Raw genomic sequence first — 18,350 nt, 5'->3', positions numbered from 1 at the left:
TTGCCGGCTCCGGCGCGAACAGCGCGCCGTACTCCCGGTATGCCTGAATGAGACCGAGATCACACAAGAACTTTTCGATTGCGGCGGCGCTGCTGAGGGTTGCCTCAGTCGGCGGCTCCGGTGACCCAGTTCACGCCCTGGAACCGCCTTGGTTAACTACCGCGAGGTGTTTACCGGGTCGCTGTACGGGGGTTGTGGCGGGTTTGCCCCGGCTAAACAAACTCTAGGTATTTTTCGTTCGTGTCGCCTGTTCGGCAACCGTGTTAACGGCGCGCGAACGCGCAGGTCGAGGTGGGAACGGCCGAGTTAACGGCCGTTCTGGCGAACCCTGCGGCGAACCGGTTTCTCGTTATCCGTAACCATGGTTACGGATATGTCTGTGACCAGTAAAAACCAAATGTACTTGCAAATGAAAGCACCGCTGTAAGTCCGGCGCGGCCTGCTGGAAGTTAGCTGAACAAGGGTCGAGGCGGGGGTTTCTGGATGTTTGCCGAACTGCGACGCATACCTGTGACCTCAGCCGCAGCGGGTTGCGTACGGATAACGATTGTGTAGAGTCAACGGTAACGCTGGCCGCAGCTAGAGCGGCGACTCGCTGCGGCCAGCGGAATTCAATCGGGGGAATCCACGCAGGTCATTCGGTTCGCGTTGCTGCGACCTCACAAAACATGGTTGATTGCTGTGTGCTCGAGGTTGTCTACCCGTTACCGCGAAAGTTGCGCTACCGCTACTTCTGCCACCGCCGTCTCGGCGGGCCGGTCGGCACGGCTACCGGCGATGAAGATGTAGGCGAGGAAGGCTGCCTCGGCGGCGAATCCGATGGCGATCCGGGCCGGCGTGGGCAAGGCGCTCGGCGTCACGAATCCCTCCAGCAGGCCCGCTACCAGCAAGGTCGGCACCAATCCGAGCGCTATGGCGGCGGTGACGCGACCCTGCCGGGCGACCGCTTCGGCCCGGCCGAGGCGGCCCGGATCGATCAGCGTCCAGCCGAGTTTCAGCCCCGCTCCGCCCGCGATGAAAATGGCTGTCAGCTCCAGCATTCCGTGCGGTAGCAGGAATCCGAAGAACGAGTCCAGCCGGCCGGCCTCGGCCATCAAGCCCGCGGTAATGCCGATATTCAGGGCATTCATGAACAGAAGGTAGAGCACGGGCACGATGAGTACGCCCAGAAAGAGGGCCAGCGCCGATACCCACGCATTGTTGGTCCAGACCAATGCGGCGAACGCGTCGTTGGAATGCTCGGTGTAGTAGGTCTCGAAAGTGCCACCGGGAGCGGTCAGCACGCCGGTGTTGCCCTGCAGGCCCAGCGTCTTCCGGGCCGACGGATCGTTCGCGATCCAGGTCGCGAACCCCGCCGACACACCCAGGAAGACCACTGCGACGGCCAGCCACCAGCCCAGTGCCCGATACACCGCGCCGGGGAAACCGTGCGTCACGAACCGGACGATCTCGGTCCAGGTGTTCGGTGCGCTGCCGACGATCCGGCCGCGGGCCCGGGCGATCACCGCGCTGAGTCCGGCCACCAGTTCCGGTTCGGGACTGTGCGTCTGCAACCGGGCCAACTGCTGCGAGGTGCGCCGGTACAGCAGCACCAGTTCGTCGGTTTCCGGCCCGGTGAGGGTGCGTTTGCGCGACAGCGTGTCCAGCCGGGCCCACAGGTGCCGGTTCCTCGCGCTGTATGCGTCCACGTCCATGGGCTCGCCTCTCGCTCCCGCCTGTACCGCCGTCGTGTCCGCGCCGGCCACCCGCCGCGGACTGCGCACAACGGCAGCGATTGCCCGGACTCGGCGAACCGATGGCGACGGCCGTACCCCCGTGTCACCGACGCGGGGCCGGAAACCGGCCGCCGTGGAAGAATGCTATGCGATATGGCCGAATTCACGACGGGCGAAGCCGTGGCGATCGAACTGCCGGTCGCTCGCGTCCCGACCCGTGCGGCGGCGTTCGTAGTCGACCTTCTTCTGCAGGCCGTGCTCGCGATCGTGTTGTTCACCGGCGTGCTGCTGCTCGTCCGCGGCGACGACGCCGACCCGTGGTTCACGACCCTGACACTGGTTTCGCTGGTCACCGTGCTCGTCGGGTATCCGGTCGTGTTCGAGACGCTGTTGCGCGGCGCCACCCCGGGAAAACGCGCGCTCGGGCTGCGGGTGGTGCGCGCCGACGGCGGTCCGATCGATTTCCGGCACGCCCTGACCCGCGGCCTCACCGGCGCGATCGTGGATTTCTGGATGCTCGGGCTCTTCGGCGTCATCGCCGTGGTGAGCTCCATGTGCTCACCGCACGCGCGCCGGGTGGGGGATGTGCTCGCGGGCACCGTGGTGGTGCATATGCGGCAGCGACTGTCGGTGCCCGCGCTGGCCGTTCCACCGGTATGGCTGAGCGGCTGGTCGGCCGAATTGGATCTCGCGGCGCTGCCCGAGGAGCTGGCCCTGGCCGTGCGGCAATACCTGACCCGGATCGGCTCGCTGACCCCGGCGGCGCAGCACGAACTCGGATACGCACTCGTTCATGCGGTGTGCGCTCGGCTGCGGGTCACACCGCCGGCCGGGTATCCGCCGGTGCAAATCCTCGGCAGCGTGATCGCCGAACGTCAGCGTCGTGCGCTCCCGGCGCCCCCGCCCCCGGCGGTGTTCGCCTTGCCGCCGGTGTCGTTCGCTCCCGTGCCCTGAGGTCGCCGGCCACGGGGTCAGAGAGCGCCGGATCGTTTGAGTTCCAGGTACTCGTCGGCCAGGGCCGCGGGCAGATCGGCCCCGGCCGCGGCGACCACCGCGATCCCCATTCGGCGCAGCGATTCCTGAAGTACCGCGTGCTCGGCGATCCGCGATTCGGCGGCGGCAACCCGGTACAACGCCGGCAGGCTGCCGCGGTCGGCTGCCGCGGCGGCGATATCGGGATCGGTGACCGACACGATCAGTACCCGATGTCGCTCGGCCAGGACGGGCAGCACCGGAAGCAGGTTCTCGGTGACCGCCGCGCCGTCCAGGCTGGTGAACCAGACGATCAGGCTGCGCCGCCGAGCCCGCTGGACAGCGGCCCGGACCAGCCCGTCGGTATCGGTGTCGACCAGCGCGGGGGTGACACCGGCCAGGGCGTGCATGAGTTTGGGCTGGATGCCGCGGCCGACACCGGTGGGCACCTCGGCGCGCACCGCCCGGTCGTAGGCGAGGAGGCCGACCATATCGCCACCGGCCGCGGCCAGGCCGCCCAGCAGCAGGGCCGCCTCGATCGCCGTATCCAGGCGGGTGCCCGCACCTACCCGGCCCGCGCTGATCCGGCCGGTGTCGAGGAGCATGAGCACCTGCCGATTGCGCTCCGGGCGCCAGGTGCGGACGAGTACATCGGTGGCTCGCGCGGTGGCGCGCCAGTCGATGGTGCGGACATCGTCCCCCGGTACGTATTCGCGGAAGGAGTCGAACTCGGTGCCCTGGCCGCGTACATCGGCAAGACTGCGGCCTTCCAGATGGTGCAGCCGTTTCACCTTGGCGGCGAGGAGCCGTTCGCTGCGGAACGGGGGCAGGGCGCGGACCCGGGCCGGGACATCGCGGTGGAATTGATGTCCGGCCAGACCCAGCGGCCCCCACAGGCGCAGCGTCACCGGGCCGGCGGCGCGATCGCCGCGCTGGGTGGGAGCGAGGGTGGTACGCAGCCGGATCCGGCCGGACGGGGGGACGGTGATCCGGTGTTCGCGCTCGGTGGCGTGGGCACTGTCGGGCCAGTCGTCCCAGAGCAGTCCCCGCACTGTCCGGGCTCCGGTATTGGTCAGCGTCAGCTCGACCTCCGTGTGCGCGCCCAGACGCAGCACCGACAACTCGGGCCGGTGCAGCATCACCTCCGCGCTCCGTGCGGCCAGCAGGCGGTCGGTCACGGCGAGCGCGAAAATCAGCGCACTGGCCACCAGGACCGCGGCCCAGGACGGAGCCGACAGCATGACCGCCGGTGCCGCGACGGCAGCGACGGCGACCAGCCGGCCGGTGACGACCACGGGCTACACCGGGACCGGGATCGACAGCAGCAGCGAAGCCATCACCTGTTCGCCGGTGACTCCATCCAGCTCGGCCTCGGGACGCAGTTGCAGGCGGTGTCGCAGGGCCGCCACGGCAACGGTTTTCACATCGTCGGGCGTGACGAATCCCCGTCCGTTCAGCCAGGCCAGCGCCCGGGCCGCGGACATGAGCGCGGTGGCGCCGCGGGTGGACGCGCCGTGCTGGACCGCCGCCGCGCTCCGGGTGGCGCGGCACAGATCGACGATATAGGCGAGAACCTCCGGGCGGACCGTGATCCCGGCGATCGCGGAGCGGGCGGCGGCGATATGCGCCGGCCCGGCCACCGGCCGTAACCCGGCCGCGGTGAGATCGCGGGGGTCGAAACCGTCTGCGTGCCGCTGCAATACGCGGAACTCGTCGTCCCGGTCGGGGAGATGGATATCGACCTTGAACAGGAACCGGTCCAGTTGGGCCTCGGGCAGCGGATAGGTGCCCTCCTGCTCGATGGGATTCTGGGTGGCGACCACGACGAAGGGGTCCGGCAGCGGCCGGGGCGCGCCGTCGACCGACACCTGGCGCTCCTCCATGGATTCCAGCAGCGCCGACTGGGTTTTCGGTGGGGTGCGGTTGATCTCGTCGGCCAGCAGCAAATTGGTGAACACCGGACCGTCGCGGAAGGTGAATTCGGCCGAATGCGGATCGTAGATCTGTGATCCGGTGACATCGGCCGGCATCAGGTCCGGGGTGAACTGGACCCGGGCGTGCCGTAGGTCGAGGGCGGTGGCCAGGGCACGGACCAGCAGGGTCTTCGCCACACCGGGGACCCCTTCCAGCAGTACGTGGCCGCGGCACAGCAACGCCAGCACCAGATACATGACGGCGTTGTCGTTACCCACCACTGCCTTGCCGATCTCGACGCGCAGCGCCGCGAAGGCGGCGGCCGCCTCGGCGGGGGTGGGGGCCGTGGCGCCTCCCGTGCCGGCCTTACTGGTGTCAATGCTGGTCATCCGACCTCCGCTTCGATCCATTCGAGTTGCGCGGCAACGAGTTCCAGGGCCGATGCGTCGGGCACCGGCCCGTACAGGGCCGACCCGACGACGGCCGGGTCGGCGCCGATCCGCGCGGCGACCGCCGCCGTCAGTTCTTCCGGGGAGGTCCCGGTACCCAGAGCGCGGCGTAATCTGCGCACGGTCGCGGCGCGCAACACACCCGCGATATGCGCGTGATCACCGGATCGGCGGTAGAGCCCCGCCTGTCCGGCCAGCAGTTCATCGGCCGCGACCTCCACCGGCCGCGGTTCACCCACCACCGTGCCCCGGCGTCGCGCCCGCCACCACACCAGCAGAGCAGCGGCGATCAGGAACTGCAGTCCGCCGAAGGCCAGCCGGTCGGGGATTCGCTCGAAAAGGGAATCGTCGCCGGTCGGCCGGGGCAGGTCGGGGTCGTAGTCGCCGCTCGGCGGGTCCATCGGGGGCGGGTCGATCGGCGGCGCGTCCGGGGCGCGCGGCGCGCTGGGCCCGGAGCAGCCCTGCAGTACCGCGTACAGCACCAGCAGAAGCACGACCAGCGCGGCCGACCAGGCCCAGAACCGGGGGTCGCGCAGTATCGTGGGCCACTTCCCGGAACCTGGTCGCCACCGCGACCCGCGGCGGGCCGGTTCGATATCGAACGGTTCGGCCGCCGGGGGCGGCGCCGCCGCGGAGAACCGGTCGGCCTGCGTCAGGCGTCGGTATTCCTCTTCATCCGCCCGGCGGCCGCCGTAGACGACCTCGTCGAACGATCTCGCGGCGGACGGGAGTTCACCGGAGTCCCCGGCGGGCAGGCTCGCCGCCGCTTCGTGTGAGGTTTCGCGGGCTGTGCGCGATCGGCGCACCTCGAGCAGGCCGCGCTGTTCCAGCCCGCGCAGCACCGCGCGGAAACGTTCGCGTAGCGCGGTGTCGAAGTCACCGCGGGCGGCCGCGTGTTCGGCGGCGGCCGAATGGACCGCGGCGGCATCCAGCCGGGGTGGCTCCGGAACGGTCCGGGACGGCTCGGTCACCGGCTACCTCCGTCGGGGATCCGGATATCGGCGCCTTCGCGCCGGCAACGCAGATCCAGATAACCGACCACCCGGGCGCTGGACTCCACGATCTCGGTGAAGGCCGCCAGCAGCAGGCCGGCGCCGGTGGCCAGTACCAGGAACGCCCACCGGTGGGTGCCCGAGATATCACCGACGAAGAGTAGGAGGCCCAGCAACGGTGCCATGAGCAGTGTGAACAGCAGGCGCTGGCAGATCCAGAGACCGGTTCGCCGGGCACGCAGGTTCGCGACCAGTGCGCCCGACCGGGACAGCGCCGCCCCGGCGCCGACGCCCTCGGCGAACAGCACCGGCACGGCCGCGAGATGACGCGCGCGCAGCCATGCCAGCCAGAGCAGGCAGCAGGGGTAGGCGACCACGAACCAGAGCAGGCCGCCGAGGAACGTGAACGGGAAGAGCACGGCGCTGATACCGAGGACCGCGATCCCGATCGCGGTGAACGAGAGCTGGGTGAGCAGCAGTGGGCCCAGCCTCCCGGTGGTGCGGCGCAGACTTTCCCGCAGTCCGATCGGCCGCCGGCCGGCCCGGGCCAGGCCGGTGGCGACCGTGACACCGCGCAGGACCAGCCGGAGGACCCAGGCGCTACCGAGTGTCGCGAACAGCGCGGCGAGGGCGGTCCCCGTATCGGAGCCGTCGGTCAGATGCGAGACCAGCCCGATCGACCCGGCCACTACGAGTTCTCCGGCCACCAGCAGCACCGCCGCACAACCCGCCAGCGTCCGGATATCGGCCTGCAGCAGCGCGAACGGCGCGTCGAGCAGTTCCCGGAAACTCAGCGGACGGATCGGAACCGTCGCTACCTGGGCTCGGCCTTCCGGATGTATTCCCGCCCCGACGGAACCGGCCGTATCAGCGGCAGGCTGCACGCGGCCGAGTCTAATCGGCACCGGTGCTGTCCGCGCCGGTCCGCAGCGAAGGCGGCGATATGCCTGCCGGTGCGGTGGGTCGCGGCGCGAGGGCGAGCATGCGGGCCGCGTGGTGGTCAGCTGCCCGGGGGCAGTTCGCGAGGCGCGGCGGTCTGTCGTTCGCCACCCGCGGGCAACATGGCGGTGGTCGCCGGCTCGAGATGGGTCGTGGCGGAGACGATGGCATCCGCGCCCAGGGTGATATCGGCGCCCACCGCGTCGCCGCGGCGGCCGGCCGAACGGTCACCGACGGTGCGCGAATCCTCGATCCCGCTGTCCACAGTGACCTTTCGTGCCCGGCGCAGGGTGAAGGTGATCTCCTCGGCCTCGGTGAGCACCTGGCGAGCGGTGCGCAGCGGCCGGCTCGCGGTATCGACGGCGGTGTCGATGGCCGAGCTGACGAAACCCGGGAGCAGCGGGCGGATCCAGCGGGCGGCGGTATCGGTGAACGGGACGGTGCCGATGATCGGCAGTTCCAGACCCGCCGGCTGCCGGAGCGCGACCTCCTTGCCCAGCGGTACGGGCAGGTCCGACCCATCACTTCCCGGCGGCAACGCGTTGTTCGGGGCCACTGCCGGGACGGCGGAGTCGGGGTCGCGTTCGGTGACGCCGATCTCCAACCCACCGAGCGCGGCGATCACCCGGGTGCGCTGGCGTTCCCGGTCGATGGTGGTATCGGCCTCGGCCACCAGTTCGGCCGCGGTGAGCTGCTGCTCGAGCCGGACGGCGGCGGTATCGGCCCGGACCCGGGCCGCCTTCTCGGCGATTGCCGCGTCGGCGGCGCGTTCGGCGCGGTCGCGTACGGTGTCGGCGGCCCGGCGCCGCTCTTGCGCGGTCTCACCGCGCCACCAGCGCAGGATCAGCGGTAGCAGCGCCAGCAGCCCGAAAAGCGCCCAGGTCAGCGCGCGGAGTCCCAGCGCGCCCAGCTCACCGACGGTGTATTCGTGTGCCGCCGACCACCGCGCACCGAACCCGCGGTCACCCTCGGCGGCCACCGCCTGCGCGTTGTGCAGGGCCCGGCGGGCATCGGATACGCGCTGGTCCAGCGGGACCACCCGGTTCTGCGCGGTGCTCAGCGCGGTGCGGGCGTCGTCGAGCATCGCGTTGGCGGTCTGCGCCTCCGGTCCTCGACCCGGTACCCCGGTGATCTTGGTCTGTGGGCACTGCGGGGTGGGGTTGAACTCGCACCGGGCGATGATCAGGGCATTGTCGATATCCGCGGCGGCCGCCGCGATGGTCCCGTCCAGCGCGGTGCGATCGGCGACCGCACGGTCCAGCTCGTCCTGGGCGGTACGGACGGCGGGGGCCGAGGCGGCCGCGGTCGCGGCCCGCTCGTCGAGTATCCGGTCCACGGTGCCGCCGAACAGTACGGTCACCGCCATCTCGGCGACCACCACGCCGGCCAGCAGCGCAGTACCGACCCGCGCGGCGACCGCCGGAATATTGACGGTCCCGGCGGGCAGATCGGGGCGGGCGGTGGGCTGGGCCCCGGCCAGTGCCCGGCCGAGTAGACCCGCGAGGACGCCGGCCACCAGGGCGATGGCGGCGACCGCGGCAGGTGGTTGATCGGCGGCACTCATGGCGGAGGCGGTGACCGCGCCGGCGACGAGGGCGAACAGCGCCACCCCCGCTCCGGTGACGGTGTAGCCCGTGCGCTCGTATCCCTCGGCGGTTTCGGCGGGCTGCCCGCCGCCGAGCCGGATGAACATGCCGGTGACGCTCATGGGGCCCATATCCTCTGCAGCTGCCATCGATTCGTTGTCTCAGCGTGACAGGACACACGCCTGTCCATCGACCCTTGACGATCGGGTGTGGGGATCTTCACAGGGGTGTCGCGCAGCATACGGTGACCGATCCGCGAGCCGCGTCCGGGCCGTACTTCCGGCGCTGCCGAAACCCGCGCTCGCGCAACGGAAGCGATGCGTGAGCGGCGCGGAAAAATGTGTCGTAAACCACTCGGCGGGTGGTTTGCTGATCATGTGCTGTGGGCGCCGATCGGCAAAACAGGCCGAACGGTCGGATCCTGTTTTGCGCTTGTCACGACGCTGTCACGAACATCTCACCGCGGTGCGCAACAGTTAGCCGCAGGCTGATGGGTTTGCCGTCCGCCGCTGTCGGGAAATCATCTTCGATGCAGGTGAGCGCGGGTTCGGCGGATGCGGCGCGGCGTCGGGAAAGACTCGGAACCGATGGATCGCCGCTGTTCGGAGGGCCGATCCGGGATCGATTCACCCCCGAAAGCTGCTTTACACTAGAAAACGCGCATATGTGGAGGAACGAATGAAGAAGCCCAGCTAGATCCGATTATTAGGGCAACCTTGGTTGGTTGGGTCCCGGACCTGGCTTATCGTTTGCTCTTACGCCGCACATACCCATGTCCGGCCGAAGGGCATGCTCGGGCGACCACCGATCAGGCCAGCCTAGCGGGCGAAATCCCGCTCCCGGGTTCCGGACGCGTAAGCGTTTCGTTACCGGCGGGTACCTGCGCACAGCGACAGGTGGAAAAACTTCAGACGTGACTGCACGCCGAACACCATCAGCGCGGCTGGTGTCGGCCAACGTACGAACGCAGTCCAAGCAGGGAGCGTTCGACAGTACCGGCGTTCGACAGGGCGTTCTCGCAAAGGCCGCACCACGTCGAGGTCGACTTTCTCGAAGGCAGAGGCATGACGCAACTACCTGGCCACAGGTCCCCCGGACCCATCGGGCTCTACGACCCGGCGAACGAACACGACGCCTGCGGTGTCGCCTTCGTCGGTGATATGCACGGTCGCCGCAGCCGTGACATCGTCGACAAGGCTATTACGGCCCTGTTGAATCTGGAGCACCGCGGTGCCGCGGGCGCCGAGCCGAACTCCGGCGACGGCGCGGGCATCCTCATCCAGGTACCCGACCGGTTCTTCCGGGCAGTCGTCGACTTCGACCTGCCGCCGGAGGGCTCCTACGCCACCGGTATCGCCTTCCTGCCACAGGCCCGCCGCGAGGCCGCGCGCGCCTGTTACGGCGTGGAGAAGATCGTCAAGGAAGAGGGCCTGACGGTCCTGGGCTGGCGTGAGGTACCGATCGACGAATCGTCCCTCGGTGCACTGTCACGTGATGCCATGCCGCTGTTCCGGCAACTGTTCATCGGTTCGCCCGCCGATTCGGCCGACCCGCTGTCCGGGATGGATCTCGAACGGCGCGCCTACGTGGTACGCAAGCGGGTCGAGCACGAACTCGGTCGCGCGGGTGCCGGCGAGGGCGCGGTGGGCAAGGAGTCGGTGTACTTCCCGAGCCTGTCCGGCCAGACCTTCGTCTACAAGGGCATGTTCACCACCCCGCAGCTGCGGGCCTTCTACCTGGACCTGCAGGACGACCGGGTGGAGAGCGCCCTGGGCATCGTGCACTCCCGCTTCTCCACCAACACTTTCCCGTCCTGGCCGCTGGCCCACCCGTTCCGCCGGGTGGCGCACAACGGTGAGATCAACACCGTCGCCGGTAACGAGAACTGGATGCGGGCGCGTGAGGCGCTGCTGCGTTCGGACATCTTCGGCAAGGATTCGGCCGGCAAGAACCGGCTGGACAAGATCTTCCCCGTCTGTACCCCGGGGGCCAGTGATACCGCTCGCTTCGACGAGGTCCTGGAACTGCTGCACCTCGGCGGCCGCAGCCTGCCGCACGCGGTGCTGATGATGATTCCCGAGGCCTGGGAGCGCAACGAGAACATGGACCCGGAGCGCCGGGCGTTCTACGAGTACCACTCGATGCTGATGGAGCCGTGGGATGGCCCCGCGTCGGTGTGCTTCACCGACGGCACCGTCATCGGCGCCGTCCTGGACCGCAACGGTCTGCGTCCGAGCCGGGTCTGGGTCACCGACGACGGTCTGGTGGTCATGGCCTCCGAGGTCGGTGTCCTCGATATCGACCAGTCCAAGGTCGTCCGCAAGGTCCGCCTGCAGCCCGGCCGCATGTTCCTGGTGGACACCGCCCAGGGGCGGATCGTCGGTGACGACGAGATCAAGGCGCAGCTGGCCGCCGAACACCCCTACCGGGAATGGCTCGACGAGGGCATCAAGCACCTGTCCGACCTCCCGGACCGGCCGCATATCCACATGTCGCACGATCGCGTGCTGATCCGCCAGCAGATCTTCGGGTACACCACCGAGGAACTGAACCTGCTGATCACGCCGATGGCCAGGACCGGCGCCGAAGCGCTGGGTTCGATGGGTACCGACACTCCGATCGCGGTACTGTCGGCGCGTCCGCGGCTGCTGTTCGACTACTTCTCCCAGCAGTTCGCGCAGGTCACCAACCCGCCGTTGGATGCCATCCGCGAAGAGGTCGTCACCAGCCTGCGCCGCCATATCGGCCCGGAGTCCGATCTGCTGCACCCGAGCCCGGAATCCTGCCGGCAGATCGTGATCCAGCAGCCGATCATCGACAACGATGAACTGGCGAAGCTGGTCCATATCAACGACGACGGCAGCCACCCCGGGCTGCGCTCGGTCGTCGTACGCGGCCTGTACGAGGTCGCGGCCGGTGGCGAGGGCCTGCGCCGGGCGCTGAATGCGATCAACACCCAGGTCTCGGCCGCCATCGACGGTGGCGCCCGGATCATCGTGCTGTCCGACCGGGAATCCAACGAGAAGCTCGCGCCGATTCCGTCGCTGCTGCTCACCGCGTCGGTGCACCACCATCTGGTCCGGGAACGCACCCGCACCATGGTCGGCCTGGTGGTCGAGGCCGGTGACGCCCGCGAGGTGCACCATATGGCGACGCTGGTCGGTTTCGGTGCCGCGGCGATCAACCCCTACATGGCCTTCGAGTCGATCGAGGACATGCTCGAGCGCGGCGCCCTGGAGATCCCCGGCAGCACCGGGGACCTGCCCGCCGATTACCGCAAGGCCGTCGCGAACTACAACAAGGCAGCCAGCAAGGGCGTACTGAAGGTGATGTCCAAGATGGGCATCTCCACTGTCGCCTCCTACAACGGCGCGCAGCTGTTCCAGGTGATCGGTCTGTCGCAGGAACTGGTGGACGAGTACTTCACCGGTCTGCGCTCGCACCTGGACGGAATCGGTCTGGACGAGATCGCCACCGATGTGGCGACCCGGCACGCCGTCGCCTTCCTGGAGAACCGCAACGAGCGCGCGCACCGCGAGCTCGAGGTGGGCGGTGAGTACCAGTGGCGGCGCGAGGGTGAATACCACCTCTTCAACCCGGACACCGTCTTCAAACTGCAGCACGCCACCCGCAGCGGTCAGTACTCGATCTTCAAGGAGTACACCAAGCTGGTCGACGACCAGTCCGAGCGGCTGGCCTCGTTGCGCGGTCTGTTCCAGTTCAAGAAGGGCGCGCGCTCCCCGATTCCGATCGAGGAGGTCGAGCCCGCCAGTGAGATCGTGAAGCGTTTCTCCACCGGCGCCATGAGCTACGGCTCCATCTCGGCCGAAGCGCACGAGACCCTGGCCATCGCGATGAACCGCCTCGGCGGCCGTTCCAACTCCGGTGAGGGCGGCGAATCGCCGGCCCGGTTCGAACCGGAGGACAACGGCGACTGGCGGCGCAGCGCGATCAAACAGGTGGCCTCGGGCCGCTTCGGCGTGACCGCGCACTACCTGACGAACTGCACCGATATCCAGATCAAGATGGCCCAGGGCGCCAAGCCGGGCGAGGGCGGCCAGCTGCCCGCGCACAAGGTGTACCCGTGGGTCGCCGAGGTCCGCCACTCCACCCCGGGTGTCGGCCTGATCTCGCCGCCGCCGCATCACGACATCTACTCCATCGAGGATCTGGCCCAGCTGATCCACGACCTGAAGAACGCGAATCCGCAAGCGCGGATCCACGTGAAGCTGGTGGCCGAGCCCGGTGTCGGCACGGTCGCGGCGGGTGTGTCCAAGGCACACGCCGATGTGGTGCTCATCTCCGGCCACGACGGCGGGACCGGCGCCTCCCCGCTGACCTCGCTCAAGCACGCCGGCGGTCCCTGGGAGCTCGGCCTGGCCGAAACCCAGCAGACCCTGCTGCTCAACGGTCTGCGCGACCGGATCGTGGTGCAGGTCGACGGTCAGATGAAGACCGGTCGCGATGTGATGATCGCTGCCCTGCTGGGCGCCGAGGAGTACGGTTTCGCGACCGCGCCGCTGGTGGTCTCGGGCTGCATCATGATGCGGGTCTGCCATCTGGACACCTGCCCGGTGGGTGTGGCCACCCAGAACCCGGTGCTGCGCGAGCGGTTCACCGGTAAGGCCGAGTTCGTCGTGAACTTCTTCATGTACATCGCCGAGGAAGTCCGGGAATTGCTGGCGGAACTGGGTTTCCGCACCCTGGACGAGGCCATCGGCCGGGTCGATCTGCTCGACACCGCCAAGGCCAAGCGGCATTGGAAGGCGAGCAAACTGGATCTGTCGCCCATCCTCGACGATGTCGAGACGGCGTTCATGTTCCAGGACCGCCGCCAAACCAAGGAACAGGACCACGGCCTGGACAAGGCCCTGGACAACGAGCTGATCGCGCAGAGCCGCGACGCGCTCGAGTTCGGCAAACCGGTCCGGATCGATACCAAGATCACGAACGTGAACCGCACGGTCGGCACCATGCTCGGCCACGAGGTGACCAAGCTCTACGGTGGCGCCGGCCTGCCCGACGACACCATCGACATCACCCTCACCGGCTCCGCCGGTAACAGCTTCGGTGCGTTCGTCCCCGCCGGTATCACCCTGCGGGTGCAGGGCGATGCGAACGACTATGTCGGCAAGGGTCTTTCAGGTGGTCACCTGGTGGTCCGCCCGGCGCCCAACGCTCCGGCCGATTTCCGGGCCGAGGAGAACATCATCGCCGGCAACGTGATCCTGTTCGGCGCGACCAGCGGCCGGGCGTTCATCGGCGGCGTGGTCGGCGAACGCTTCGCCGTGCGCAACTCCGGTGCCACCGCGGTGGTCGAGGGCGTCGGTGACCACGCCTGTGAGTACATGACGGGCGGGCGGGTCGTCATCCTGGGCGATACCGGACGCAACTTCGGCGCCGGTATGTCCGGCGGACTGGCGTTCGTCTACGACCCCGACGGCACCTTCGCCGGCCGGCTCAACCCGGAACAGGCCGAGGCCGTCGAACCGCTGTCCGGTGACGATTTCACCTGGCTGCGCGACATCATCGGCCAGCACCGCGAGCAGACCGGTTCGGCGGTGGCCGAACGGATCCTGGGCGATTGGTCGCAGCAGGTCAACCACTTTGTAAAGGTCATGCCGCGCGAGTACAAGAAGGTGCTGCTCGCCATCTCCGAGGCCGAGAAGAGCGGTAAGGACGTCGACGAGGCGATCATGGAGGCCGCTCGTGGCTAGTAAGAAAAATTCGCAGGTGGCGTCGACGAGGCGCCGTGACTATTCGGGGGCCGCTCGTGGGTGACACCCAAGGATTTCTGAAGCACACGTCCCGGGAGCTACCCGAACGCCGTCCGGTGCCCTTGCGGCTGATGGACTGGAAAGAGGTCTACCAGGAGGGTTTCCCGCACCAGACCCTGCAGCGGCAGGCCAGCCGCTGTATGGACTGCGGTATCCCCTTCTGTCACAACGGCTGCCCGCTGGGGAACCTGATCCCCGAATGGAACGACCTGGTCTACTCCGACCGCTGGCGCGAGGGTATCGACCGGCTGCACGCGACCAACAACTTCCCGGAGTTCACCGGGCGGCTGTGCCCGGCGCCGTGCGAGGCGTCCTGCGTGCTCGGGATCAACCAGGACCCGGTGACCATCAAGCAGGTCGAGGTCGAGATCATCGAGAACGCCTTCGACGAGGGTTGGGTTGCACCGGTCTACCCGACCCGGCTCACCGGTAAGAAGGTCGCGGTCGTGGGGTCCGGCCCCGCGGGTCTGGCCGCCGCACAGCAGCTCACTCGCGCCGGTCACACCGTGACCGTGTTCGAGCGGGCGGACCGTATCGGCGGTCTGATGCGGTACGGCATCCCGGAATTCAAGATGGAGAAGCGGTTCATCGATCGTCGGCTGGCGCAGATGGAGGCCGAGGGCACCATCTTCAAGCCCGGCGTCAACGTCGGTGTCGATATCACCGCCGACGAACTGCGTGAGCGGTTCGACGCGGTGGTCCTCGCCGGTGGCGCCACCCAGGCGCGTGACCTGCCCATCCCGGGCCGGGAACTCGACGGGATCCACCAGGCCATGGAATTCCTGCCGTGGGCCAACCGGGTCCAGCACGGCGACCCGGTGACCGACGACAAAGGTCTGCCGCCGATCCACGCGCACGGTAAGAAGGTCGTCATCATCGGCGGTGGTGATACCGGCGCCGACTGCCTGGGCACCTCGCACCGGCAGGGCGCGGCCAGCGTGCACCAGTTCGAGATCATGCCGCGGCCCCCGGAGGAGCGGGCCGGCTCCACTCCGTGGCCGACCTACCCGCTCATGTACCGGGTGTCCTCGGCGCACGAAGAAGGCGGCGAGCGGGTGTTCTCGGTGAACACCGAGCGTTTCGTCGGCGCGGACGGCAAGGTCACCGGGCTCGATGCGCACGAGGTCAAGATGGTCAACGGCCGGTTCGAGAAGGTCGAGGGCACCGATTTCACCCTCGAAGCCGATCTGGTGCTGCTCGCCATGGGCTTCGTCGGCCCCGACAAGCCGGGTCTGCTGACCGATCTCGGGGTCGGCTACGACCAGCGCGGCAATGTCCAGCGGGACAAGAACTGGGCCACCAATATCCCCGGCGTCTTCGTGGCCGGCGATATGGGCCGCGGTCAGTCCTTGATCGTCTGGGCCATCGCCGAGGGCCGGGCCGCCGCGTCCGCGGTGGACCGGTACCTGGAGGGCGAGACGGCGTTGCCCGCGCCGATTCCGCCGACTGCCGTCGCCCAGCGCTGATCTCGGCACGGCGGTCCGAACCGCTGAGCCGGAGATGCTGCGGCACAAATGAATACGCCGCGGCGCGGTGTTCCCGGTTTTTCCGGGGACACCGCGCCGACGTATTTCGGGCGGGGGCCGAATCCGACACGCAGCATTTCCGGTGAACTGCGGTCGATCGCTCGTCTCCGGTGGTCAGCCCGGGTTGGGCTGGCGATACCAAGATCGTCGCTCTATTGTTATCTGCGGTGTGTCCCGGTACGAGATCGTGATCCGATCGTGTAATTGTGACGCGTGGTTGTTGTTCACCTGTTACACACATCGGTGTCATCGGCCGGGTTCAGCATCTTGGCGATGGCTTAACGGGAGCGTCCCGATCAGGGGCCAGGGTTGACTGGAGCAGAATGCAGTTCAAAAGGGTTGCCGCGGCGCTGGGTGCCTGTGCGGCGGTTGCGTCGGGATTGGTTTTCGGGGGATCATCGGCTTCGGCCGACCCCGGATGCCCGAGTCTGTACGTGGTAGCGATTCCCGGGACCTGGGAAACCGGCCACGACAAGCGCCCCACGCCGGGCATGCTCGCCCGGGTGACCAGCGGCCTACCGTCCTCGGCGAAGGTCGACTACGTCACCTACGCGGCAACCGCTTTTCCGTGGGAAGGCGATATCTATGCCGACTCCAAGAACGAGGCCGTGTCCAATGCGCGCGGCATGATCACGAATATGCTCCAGCGCTGCGGCGCCACCAAGGTCGCGCTGGTCGGTTACAGCCAAGGTGCCGACGCCGCCGGTGATCTCGCCGCCGAGATCGGTACGGGTCTCGGCCCGATCCGGCCGGAGAGTATCGCGGGCGTCGGGCTGATCTCCGATCCGCGGCGGGCGCCCGGTGATATCCAGGTCGGTCCGCCCGCGCCGGGCGCCGGTGCCGGCGGCCCCCGGGTCGGTGGGTTCGGCTGGGTCAGCGACCGTACCCGCACGGTGTGCATCCCCGACGATCTCTACTGCGCCACCGCGTCGGACGATTTCGTCACCCGGTTCGCCGGTTTCCTCGCCCAGAGTTCCGACGCCAACCCGGCCAATATCTGGCGATACCAGCTGGAAGTCGGCGCCATCGTGAGCGATCTGATCACCAAGGGCGGTCTGCCCACGCTGCAGGCCCAGCTGACCCGCGGCGCCAACGAGCAGCGCGTCAAGGATCTCGACACCTTCTACCGTTCCGAGTCGCATGTCGCCTACGGCAGCTACAAGGTCGGTGGGGGCCAGACCGCGCTGTCCTGGATGCACAACTGGATCGCCGGAATGGCCTGATCAGCCGGAGATATTGCGGGGAAGCAATTCCCAGACGTGTCCGTTCTCGTTCACGGTCGCCGCGGTGCGGCGACCGGTCCGGGAGAACAGGATCCGGGTGATCGAGCAGTAATCGATCGGGAAGGTCAGCGGCCGGGCCAGACCGAGAATGTCCTGCAGGGTGACATTGATGACGCCGCCGTGCGCAAACACCACCACGGTATCGGCGGCGGGGGTGGTGGAGGCGATCTCGGTGATCGCGTCGTGCACCCGGTGCCGGAAGGCATCGGCATCGATCTGCACCGGTAGGTGCCCGGCCTTGATCCGGTCGTAGGCGTCCCGGAACTCCACCTTGGCGTCCTCGATCGGAATATAGGACGGCAGGTCGCGATCGTATTCGGCCAGGTCGTCCATGATGTCCACGTCCAGGCCCAGCTTCGCGGCCGTGGGCGCGGCGGTTTCGCGGGCCCGGCGTTGCGGGCTGCTGATCACCCGGACGATGCGATGGTGTTCCAGGGCGGCCGGTACCCGTTCGGCCTGCTCCACGCCGATGGGCGCCAGGCCGGGGTCGGCTGCCTGCCCGGCATTGTCGACCCGGAGCGGCTGGCCATGGCGAACGAGTATCAATTGCACGCGTCCACTCTGCCGCATCGGCCCGGTGGGTCGGCAGCGAGGTCGCGGAGCCGGTCGGCCGATCGAGGAAATCCCGGGTTGTCTCGAAAAGCACAGGGGCCGGTTCGCCGTGATCACGGCGAACCGGCCCCTGTGTACTGGGGGAGCCTATTGCCCGGTGGGCGGGTACGGCGGCTGGCCGCCCTGCGGGGGATTGGGGTAGTTCGGGTCGGACGGGTAGCCGCCCTGCTGCGGGTAGCCACCTTGGGAGGGGTAACCACCCTGCTGGGGATAGCCGCCCTGCGGGTAACCGCCCTGCTGCGGATAGCCGCCCTGCTGGGGGTAACCCTGCGGGGGCTGGCCGGGCTGGGGGAACTGGCCCGAGGAGTTGTTGTCGTTCTTCTTCTTACGGGCCAGCAGGATGACGACGACGATGATCACCACCACGACCACACAGCAGATCAGGCCGATCAGGCCGAAGCCGCCGCCCTTGCCCTTGCTCCTCTTGCGGGCGCTCAGCTCGACCGCGGACGCCAGCGTGTCGGTATCGGCCCAAGCCGAATAGTCCACCTGGCCGGCGTGGGTGAGCAGGTCCACATAACTCAAATCGAACCCCGTTCCGAAGGAAGGCCCCTCCTCCCGGGGCCGAAGTCACTACACCGTACT

At 68.3% G+C, this 18,350-nt stretch carries 12 protein-coding genes; 4 read left to right on the top strand and 8 right to left on the bottom strand.

All coding sequences use genetic code 11. The features are described 5' to 3' along the window. Positions 1 to 704 precede the first annotated feature (704 nt). The gene (locus NF4_RS02710; RefSeq protein ID WP_063125758.1) at positions 705 to 1,694 is read right to left on the bottom strand and encodes a stage II sporulation protein M; all 990 of its coding nucleotides are present in this window, start codon (positions 1,692 to 1,694) and stop codon (positions 705 to 707) included. A gap of 174 nt (positions 1,695 to 1,868) precedes the next feature. Here NF4_RS02710 and NF4_RS02705 point away from each other — a divergent pair, with 174 nt between their 5' ends. Beyond that, positions 1,869 to 2,669 (top strand): RDD family protein, encoded by an 801-nt coding sequence (locus NF4_RS02705; RefSeq protein WP_063125679.1) that lies wholly within the window; start codon positions 1,869 to 1,871, stop codon positions 2,667 to 2,669. A gap of 17 nt (positions 2,670 to 2,686) precedes the next feature. On the opposite strand, the gene NF4_RS02700 is transcribed toward NF4_RS02705, so the two are convergent. The 5 genes from NF4_RS02700 to NF4_RS02680 all read right to left on the bottom strand — a co-directional run bounded on the left by NF4_RS02700 (position 2,687) and on the right by NF4_RS02680 (position 8,716). After that, positions 2,687 to 3,982, bottom strand: coding sequence for a DUF58 domain-containing protein (locus tag NF4_RS02700; RefSeq protein WP_063125678.1), 1,296 nt, complete (start codon positions 3,980 to 3,982; stop codon positions 2,687 to 2,689). Between the two features lie 3 nt (positions 3,983 to 3,985). Then, a complete protein-coding gene (locus tag NF4_RS02695) occupies positions 3,986 to 4,990 on the bottom strand; it encodes an AAA family ATPase (protein WP_063125677.1) in 1,005 nt (334 codons plus the stop codon). Continuing rightward, positions 4,987 to 6,021: a DUF4129 domain-containing protein gene (locus NF4_RS02690; protein ID WP_063125676.1), complete on the bottom strand. Its 1,035-nt coding sequence runs from the start codon at positions 6,019 to 6,021 to the stop codon at positions 4,987 to 4,989. The genes NF4_RS02695 and NF4_RS02690 overlap by 4 nt, the downstream gene beginning before the upstream one ends. Then, positions 6,018 to 6,926: a hypothetical protein gene (locus NF4_RS02685; protein ID WP_063125675.1), complete on the bottom strand. Its 909-nt coding sequence runs from the start codon at positions 6,924 to 6,926 to the stop codon at positions 6,018 to 6,020. The genes NF4_RS02690 and NF4_RS02685 overlap by 4 nt, the downstream gene beginning before the upstream one ends. A gap of 116 nt (positions 6,927 to 7,042) precedes the next feature. Beyond that, entirely contained in the window at positions 7,043 to 8,716 is a 1,674-nt protein-coding gene (locus tag NF4_RS02680; protein WP_232330280.1) for a DUF4407 domain-containing protein, read from the bottom strand. Positions 8,717 to 9,631: 915 nt separating this feature from the next. Here NF4_RS02680 and gltB point away from each other — a divergent pair. From gltB to NF4_RS02665, 3 genes are all read left to right on the top strand, one after another. After that, complete coding sequence (gene gltB / locus NF4_RS02675) at positions 9,632 to 14,284, top strand: glutamate synthase large subunit (protein WP_063125673.1); 4,653 nt, start codon at positions 9,632 to 9,634, stop codon at positions 14,282 to 14,284. 56 nt (positions 14,285 to 14,340) lie between these two features. After that, the gene (locus NF4_RS02670; RefSeq protein WP_063125672.1) at positions 14,341 to 15,810 is read left to right on the top strand and encodes a glutamate synthase subunit beta; all 1,470 of its coding nucleotides are present in this window, start codon (positions 14,341 to 14,343) and stop codon (positions 15,808 to 15,810) included. A 383-nt stretch (positions 15,811 to 16,193) separates the two neighbouring features. After that, a complete protein-coding gene (locus NF4_RS02665; protein WP_063125671.1) occupies positions 16,194 to 17,093 on the top strand; it encodes a cutinase family protein in 900 nt (299 codons plus the stop codon). On the opposite strand, the gene NF4_RS02660 is transcribed toward NF4_RS02665, so the two are convergent. Beyond that, complete coding sequence (locus NF4_RS02660) at positions 17,094 to 17,705, bottom strand: histidine phosphatase family protein (RefSeq protein ID WP_063125670.1); 612 nt, start codon at positions 17,703 to 17,705, stop codon at positions 17,094 to 17,096. A 147-nt stretch (positions 17,706 to 17,852) separates the two neighbouring features. After that, positions 17,853 to 18,290, bottom strand: coding sequence for a hypothetical protein (locus NF4_RS39735; RefSeq protein WP_157119897.1), 438 nt, complete (start codon positions 18,288 to 18,290; stop codon positions 17,853 to 17,855). Positions 18,291 to 18,350 lie beyond the last annotated feature (60 nt).

The sequence above is a fragment of the Nocardia fusca NBRC 14340 genome (assembly GCF_001618425.1).
Taxonomy (GTDB): domain Bacteria; phylum Actinomycetota; class Actinomycetes; order Mycobacteriales; family Mycobacteriaceae; genus Nocardia; species Nocardia fusca.
Note: the sequence above shows the minus strand (reverse complement) of the source record. Positions and strands in the feature narration are given on the sequence as shown.

Coding starts and splice junctions, on each gene's coding strand:
- NF4_RS02710 (WP_063125758.1), bottom strand. CDS start 1,694: ATGGACGTGGACGCATACAGCGCGAGGAACCGGCACCTGTGGGCCCGG.
- NF4_RS02705 (WP_063125679.1), top strand. CDS start 1,869: ATGGCCGAATTCACGACGGGCGAAGCCGTGGCGATCGAACTGCCGGTC.
- NF4_RS02695 (WP_063125677.1), bottom strand. CDS start 4,990: ATGACCAGCATTGACACCAGTAAGGCCGGCACGGGAGGCGCCACGGCC.
- NF4_RS02680 (WP_232330280.1), bottom strand. CDS start 8,716: ATGGCAGCTGCAGAGGATATGGGCCCCATGAGCGTCACCGGCATGTTC.
- gltB (WP_063125673.1), top strand. CDS start 9,632: ATGACGCAACTACCTGGCCACAGGTCCCCCGGACCCATCGGGCTCTAC.
- NF4_RS02665 (WP_063125671.1), top strand. CDS start 16,194: ATGCAGTTCAAAAGGGTTGCCGCGGCGCTGGGTGCCTGTGCGGCGGTT.